General features: G+C 33.6%; 6 protein-coding genes. 4 read left to right on the forward strand and 2 right to left on the reverse strand.

Annotated elements, in window-relative coordinates:
- Positions 1-25: 25 nt before the first annotated feature.
- The 3 genes from C7P63_RS09810 to C7P63_RS09815 all read left to right on the forward strand — a co-directional run bounded on the left by C7P63_RS09810 (position 26) and on the right by C7P63_RS09815 (position 2,460).
- Positions 26-937: an IS982 family transposase gene (locus C7P63_RS09810; protein ID WP_165863816.1), complete on the forward strand. Its 912-nt coding sequence runs from the start codon at positions 26-28 to the stop codon at positions 935-937.
- A gap of 250 nt (positions 938-1,187) precedes the next feature.
- On the forward strand, positions 1,188-1,319 hold the full coding sequence (locus C7P63_RS10405) for a hypothetical protein (RefSeq protein WP_279386797.1): 132 nt from the start codon (positions 1,188-1,190) through the stop codon (positions 1,317-1,319).
- 172 nt (positions 1,320-1,491) lie between these two features.
- The gene (locus C7P63_RS09815) at positions 1,492-2,460 is read left to right on the forward strand and encodes a tRNA dihydrouridine synthase (protein ID WP_125943980.1); all 969 of its coding nucleotides are present in this window, start codon (positions 1,492-1,494) and stop codon (positions 2,458-2,460) included.
- Between the two features lie 70 nt (positions 2,461-2,530).
- On the opposite strand, the gene C7P63_RS09820 is transcribed toward C7P63_RS09815, so the two are convergent.
- Complete coding sequence (locus tag C7P63_RS09820; protein ID WP_125943981.1) at positions 2,531-5,383, reverse strand: DEAD/DEAH box helicase; 2,853 nt, start codon at positions 5,381-5,383, stop codon at positions 2,531-2,533.
- A gap of 11 nt (positions 5,384-5,394) precedes the next feature.
- On the reverse strand, positions 5,395-5,793 hold the full coding sequence (locus C7P63_RS09825; RefSeq protein WP_125943982.1) for a (deoxy)nucleoside triphosphate pyrophosphohydrolase: 399 nt from the start codon (positions 5,791-5,793) through the stop codon (positions 5,395-5,397).
- A 223-nt stretch (positions 5,794-6,016) separates the two neighbouring features.
- On the opposite strand from C7P63_RS09825, the gene mnmH reads away from it, so the two are divergent.
- Positions 6,017-6,870: tRNA 2-selenouridine(34) synthase MnmH (gene mnmH / locus C7P63_RS09830; RefSeq protein ID WP_125943983.1), on the forward strand; the 854-nt coding region annotated here is incomplete at its 3' end.

Consider the following 6,870-nt stretch of genomic DNA (forward strand, 5'->3'; position numbering starts at 1 on the left):
CTACTACGAAATGAGTGCTAATTTCATGCAAAGCCAATTACAGAATACAAAAATATCTTTAGATTATCAAGAATCTTTTTCTAAAATCTCAAAAATCGTTTTGCCTTTATATAATGAGTACGTTCCTATAGAAATAAAAAATAGAAGGAATATAAATCAACAAATACAACCGGATTACGTGATTATTTCTGCTGTCATTTGGGCAACTATGCAGGGGTTTTCAACTCAAATAGCTCAGTATAAGGCTATCTGTTCTATTTTATTCCCAAATACATTTCCAGAACGCTCTAGATACTATCGTATCTGTGGTTTATTAGTAAATGTGATTAAGATTATTCGCGTTAAATATGTAAAATCTTTGCACGATAATAGTCCTTTTTCAATCTTAGATAGTATGCCAATCCCATTGTGTACGCCTATTAGAAATAATCGAGCTAAATTATTTAAAGAAGTTGCCAATATAGGATTTAATGCTACAAAAAATAGTCATTTTTATGGATTAAAACTTAGTCTACTAATTGACCATAAAGGTTTTCCGAAAGCTTATTCAGTCACATCTGCTTCAACACATGATATTCATATGGCATCTGAAGTGGTAGAGCAAGCTCCTACGCCACAAGTCCTAGCTGATAAAGGGTATGTCAGTAAAAAACTAAAAGATAAATTGGCAGAAAGTAATATTAACTTTTGGACACCTAGAAAGAAAAATTCTAAGCAGCCAAAGGTTGCAGAAGATAAGCTATTAGGTAAGCTTAGAAAACAAATCGAAACAGTTTTTTCTAGCTTGATAAAATTATCAGGTAATGGTTTTAGGAGTCGTTCTTTATTAGGATTTGAAGCTAAGCTAGAGATAATTTTACTAACCTACACTCTCTTATTAGCAGAAGCTCAAAAAATAATACCTGGAACATTAAAATATTCTTTGGGATACTTCTAAATTTAACTAGCACTTCGGGTATATTATAGCGAAATAAATAATATATATTTAAAAAGATGAATAAAGTTATTTTAAAGAATTCTATGCTAAATTCGTACTTAAAAAGTTTCCAAAGCCCACTATGTTAATCTTTTTAAATGGCATAAAATCGTGTTTTATTTACTAGAAATCACAATTCACCTCAAACTTTTTCTTTTATTTTTTCTAGTAACCGTGTATAGTATAAAAGGCTATAAGGGTGGTGGAAAAAATGGATGCAAAAGAAAAGATGTTAGAGCTTATTAAAAATAAACAAACAGGTGGCGGAAAGTCTAATCAAAAAGACACCCCTAAAAATGATCGTAAAAACATGCGTAAAGGACCTAAGATTTTTAATAAATAGCACTAAAAGGCAAAGCTTAAAATATGAAAATATTTTAGGCTTTTTTCATTAAAATAGGAAGATAGTCATAAACCATCTTTTTGCTTCTTGAGTAGATTATTAGTATAATAAACATGTTTTTTAGAAAGTAAGGAATGACTGCTAAGTCTAGAAATAGAACGGAGATTGTATAATGATAGATAATTTTTGGAAAGAGTTGCCTAAACCTTTTTTTATTTTAGCACCAATGGAAGATGTGACAGATGTTGTGTTTAGACATGTGGTAAAAGAAGCAGGAGCACCTGATGTGTTCTTTACTGAGTTTACTAATTCAGATAGCTTTTGTCATCCAGATGGCAAAGACAGTGTTAGAGGTCGGCTAGTTTTTGAAGACGAGGAACAGCCAATTGTTGCTCATATTTGGGGAGATAACCCAACTTTTTTTGAAAAGATGAGCGTAGAGTTAGCTGACATGGGGTTTAAAGGTGTAGATATTAATATGGGCTGTCCTGTTCCTAATGTGGCAGAACGAGGTAAAGGGAGTGGCCTTATTTTACGCCCAGATGTTGCAGCCGAGCTTATCAAGGCTGCTAAAAAAGATGGCTTACCTGTTAGTGTAAAAACAAGGATAGGTTATCAAGATCCAGCAGAAATGGAAGACTGGATTAGTCATTTGTTACGACAAGATATAGCTAATTTATCGGTTCATTTACGGACTCGGAAAGAGATGAGTAAAGTCCCAGCACATTGGGAGATGATTCCTAGAATTTTAGAATTACGGGATCAATTAGCACCGGAAACCTTGATTACTATTAACGGAGATGTTTTAGACCGAAAGATGGGTCTTGAATTGGCTAATAAGTATGGGGTAGATGGTTTAATGATTGGTCGTGGTATATTTAAAAATCCCTATGCTTTTGAAAAAGAGCCACGGATCCATACACCAGAAGAGTTAATCAGTTTATTGAATTTGCAATTAGATTTACAAGATAAATATGCGACACAAGTTCCTCGTTCCATTGTAGGTCTTCACCGATTCTTTAAAATTTATGTTAAAGGTTTCCCAGGAGCCCATGAATTAAGAATTAAATTAATGGAAACTAAATCAACAGATGAAGTTCGGAAGATTCTAGCGGAATTTGATGGTAATTCAGTTAAGTAAACATTTTCAGTAGATAAATATTAAATGTAACATAAAACCACCACCCTAATAGTTAGAGTGGTGGTTTATTTTAATGAGTTAAAAAGTGGTAAAGTTGATGATTAATAGCTTTTTCAAGATGTAATTTCATCTTAACTAAAGACCGTTGCTTTCCTTCTATGGTTTTTCTTGTAACTTGTTGAATTGTATCTAATTTAGGTTTGACTTTACCTAAGTAGTAAAAATCAATTCCGTGGTCATCTTTTTTCTTAACAAAAAAGTGGATATTGGCAGTTTGGCCGTGTTCTTTTAAGAAACGGACTTCTGGACTTTCTAAAGTTCTAGGAGCTTTAGTAAACCAAAGAATTGTTTGCGGGTCTAGGATAGCATCTTCGTAATGAACAAGAGAGCCTTTAAAATCTTCTCCTTTTTCAAGGGTGACAAAAATAACAAACTCCTGACCCTGATAGGTATAGCCACCAATGTTTTGATCCACCATTTGTTTTGAGCAATTAAGCATTCTTAGCACATCACGTCGGCGGTATTTACCTTCAATGGTTAACGGACAATCTGGATACATATCTTGAGAGCGGTGGAGAGCTGTTTTAATGATATCTTTAACATGATGAACAAACTCTGGATTTTCTCGAGCCTTTTTAAAAGTGGGAGTGAGTTTCCCGTCTTTTGTTATTAAGGCACTGTCTTGATAAGAGGTTTTTATGCCACCTGCATAAAAGTCGATAGATAAGGTACTGAGAACTGATTCAATTGTATCTTCATTAGCTAATAAGTGGTGCTGATTGAATAACTCTTTTATCTGCTTTTCGGTGACCTGTTCAGGTGTTTTAAGTAAAAGTTTTAGAAGGACTAATTCCTGTTTTCTTTGCCCAGGTAATAATTCGACAGATAAAAAAGTTAACATGGCTTGCTCTGCTTTAGATAGTTGAAGCTGACTTTCTCCAATTTTAGTTAAAAAAGCAGGATAATTTTTACATTTTTGAGCGAGTACAACTGGATCAACTAATTCGTATTGATAAAAATCATATAACATAGGTATACGATTGATTCGATTTTTTAAGGTGAAATAAATAGCTCTTAATTCTCTCATGGAGTCTAAAGAAGCTGTATCAATGGATTTAAAAATCCTATCTTTAGCAATGTGTTCAAAATTAATTGCAGATAAACCGGAGATATAGGTAGTATCAAAGGTATCTTTTCTTAAATTGTTTTTGTTAAGAGATTTATCTCCAGATAGAGCTGTAGGGATAAGATAATTATTTTTGTAATTTCCAATAAAATCGATAACTGTGACAAATTTTTTGTTAGGATATTTTCGTAAACCACGGCCAAGCTGTTGAATAAAAATAATGCTAGACTGAGTATTTCTTAATAGCACGACTTGGTTAACGCTTGGAATGTCTATTCCCTCGTTAAAAACATCTACTGTAAAGATATAGTGAAGATCCCCTTTTTCTAATAAACTAACAACCTCTTCTCGTTCTACAATAGAATGACTACCATCTAAGGCTCTAGATGGTAGTCCCCGATCATTAAAAGCTTTAGCTAGTGCTTCAGCTTCTTTAACCCGGCTACAAAAAACTAAGCCTTTAGGTTGATTATTAAAACAGCCATAATATTGAATTTTTTCTAGTAAAAAATCGACTCGCTCGTGATTAACTAGGTATTGTAAGTCAGTAGTTTCAGAGATTAGCTCGCCATTTTTTTCGTAATCTGTTACTCCAAAATAGTGAAATGGACACAACATGTTTTCTTCTAAAGCATCTTGTAGTCTAATTTCATAAGCAACGGTATAATCAAATAACTCAAATATGTTAAACTGGTCACTTCTTTCAGGAGTTGCAGTCATTCCTAGTAAAAAGTTAGGCTGAAAATAATCGATAATACGTGTGTATGAACTAGCCCCTGATTTATGAACCTCATCAATTAAGATGTAATCAAAGTAAGTTGGGTCGAAAGAATTCATGGTTTCATTTTTTGAAATGGTTTGAATAGTAGCAAATAAATATTTTGCCTGGACTTGTTTCTGATGACCAGATAGAATACCAAAATCACTATCAGGTCCTCCAATGATTTTTTGAAAGGATTTTTTAGCTGCTTGTAAAATTTGTTCTCGGTGAACAATAAATAAAAAACGTTTTGGTTGGTATTGCAATGTGTCAAAAGCCGCAAGATAAGTTTTTCCTGTTCCAGTAGCAGAAATCACTAGGGCTTTTTTATTCCCTTCTTCTCGGATTTTTTTTAAGTTGCCTAAAGCTTCTTTTTGCATTTTATTTGGGGCGATATAAGGAGTAATTTCTTCTACTAAATCACTATTAGTGGGAGTAGGATGTTTTGTTTGATAGAGAGCATAATTTTTTCGGTAGCTGATAAGCCATTGCTCAGATAACAAGGTAGCTTGCTCCCACTCACTATCCATATGATGATGAACTTGGTGGATGATTTCACCATTATCATAGGAAGTTAATCTAATGTTCCATTCATAATTTAATTTTAAAGCGTTCATAGTTAAATTAGAGCTACCTACAATTAAGGTGTGATAGTCTGCTTGCTGAAACAAGTAACCTTTTGCGTGGAAGCCTTTTTTAGTGGAGAGTCTGACTTCTAAATTTGGAATAGTTAATAAAGACTCAAAAGTTTCAGGACTATTAAAGTAAAGATAGGTAGAGGTCAATAACTTTCCTCGAATTCCTTTTTTAGCTAAGTCAGCTAGTTGAACTTTTAAAGCATTTAAGCCGTCTTGAGTGACAAAAGCTACTGAGAAGAAAAAGGTGACACAATGATCTAATTCATTTTGTAGGGTTGTAAGTAAAAATTGTTTCTGTTCCGGCTGATTAATTAAGATTTCTGGATCATAATTAGTCATCATACTTGGAGTAGTTTTATCAATAAAGGCTTTTTTTAAAGATGTTTCTAAAAGTGTCATATAGTGCCTCCTTACCAATTTAGTTGGATTAATTTTTGAACAGTCGGAATATCTGCGGGAGCCCATTTTAATTGATTAAGTTCATGAGGAGCTAGCCATAAAATAGCTTCATGTTCAGTTAATTTAGGAGTTCCGTGGTTTAAATGACAAAGGAAGGTGGTTAGATTTACTTGTCCAAAGTCATAAACATAACTTGTTTTTTCAAAGGGAGTATCTTCAACTGTTACATCAATGCGTAATTCTTCTTGTAATTCTCTTTTTAATGCTTGTTGCGGAGTTTCATTTGGTTCAATTTTTCCTCCGGGGAATTCCCATAATCCACCTAAAGATTTATTACCACCTCGTTTAGCACAGAGTATTTGGTGATGTTGAATTAAAATAGCTCCTACAACATTTATTTGTTTTAACATGGTTTACCCAATCCTTTTACTTATCATTTATTTCTTTATGTTTTATTCTACCAGATCCTTTTAGACTTGCAACGAAAGCTAGATATCCCTTTTTATTTTCTTCATTCTTTTTGTTTATTTAAACTACTTTCCAATAAAAAAATCATAAATTTCAAGAAATTAACTGAAAATAGGAGTATGATGAAAAATGAGTCAGTAAAATTTAGAGTAAGAAAGTGATAACATGAAACCAACAGTAACTTATGAAGAGGTTCTTGAACGAGGCAAAACGAAAAAAATTGGTTTTGTTGATGTCAGAAGTCCTAAAGAATATCAAAACGCAACTATTCCAGGAGCGGTTAATATCCCTATTTTAGATAATCAAACTAGAGAAACAGTTGGGACCTTATACGTGAACGGAGAAATCAGTCAAGCGAAAGAATACGGAATTGGCTATGCGTCTTCCAAGCTACCAGAGATGTATAGACAATATGAAGGTTTATTAGAAGAGTATGATGAATTGGCTTTATTTTGTAGTCGAGGAGGTATGCGGTCTAGATCTATTTTTGCCTTATTAAAAGCTTTAGGGATGCCAGTTAGCCGTATTCAAGGAGGATACAAAGGGTACCGGCACTATGTACTAGAACATTTAGAAGAACAAATTACCCAAGTTCAGTTTGTGACCTTGTATGGCTTGTCTGGTACAGGTAAAACGGCGATCTTAAAAGAGTTATCTAATTTAGGAGAAAGTATTTTGGATTTAGAAGGTTGTGCCAATCATAGAGGCTCTTTATTAGGGGGAGTAGGTTTGACTCCGGCTCATTCTCAAAAAATGTTTGAAAGCTACTTGTTTGAAGCTAGTAAACATTGGCAAAAAGGCCAAGTTGTCTTTACAGAAGGGGAAAGTAAACGGATTGGCCGAGTGGTAATGCCTTCTTTTCTCGCGGAAAAAATACAAGCTGGGTCTTATATTTTAATAGAAGCCTCTTTAGCTTACCGAATAGAGAAGATTTATCAAGATTACATTGAAACCAGTTCCTTAGAGGAGTTAATTCAAGCATTAGACCAGTTAAAAGGGATGATTAATCCTGAAAAAGT

It is taken from the genome of Vagococcus humatus (assembly GCF_003950325.1).
Lineage (GTDB): Bacteria > Bacillota > Bacilli > Lactobacillales > Vagococcaceae > Vagococcus_C > Vagococcus_C humatus.

Coding starts and splice junctions, on each gene's coding strand:
- C7P63_RS09810 (WP_165863816.1), top strand. CDS start 26: ATGCAAAGCCAATTACAGAATACAAAAATATCTTTAGATTATCAAGAA.
- C7P63_RS10405 (WP_279386797.1), top strand. CDS start 1,188: ATGGATGCAAAAGAAAAGATGTTAGAGCTTATTAAAAATAAACAAACA.
- C7P63_RS09815 (WP_125943980.1), top strand. CDS start 1,492: ATGATAGATAATTTTTGGAAAGAGTTGCCTAAACCTTTTTTTATTTTA.
- C7P63_RS09820 (WP_125943981.1), bottom strand. CDS start 5,383: ATGACACTTTTAGAAACATCTTTAAAAAAAGCCTTTATTGATAAAACT.
- C7P63_RS09825 (WP_125943982.1), bottom strand. CDS start 5,793: ATGTTAAAACAAATAAATGTTGTAGGAGCTATTTTAATTCAACATCAC.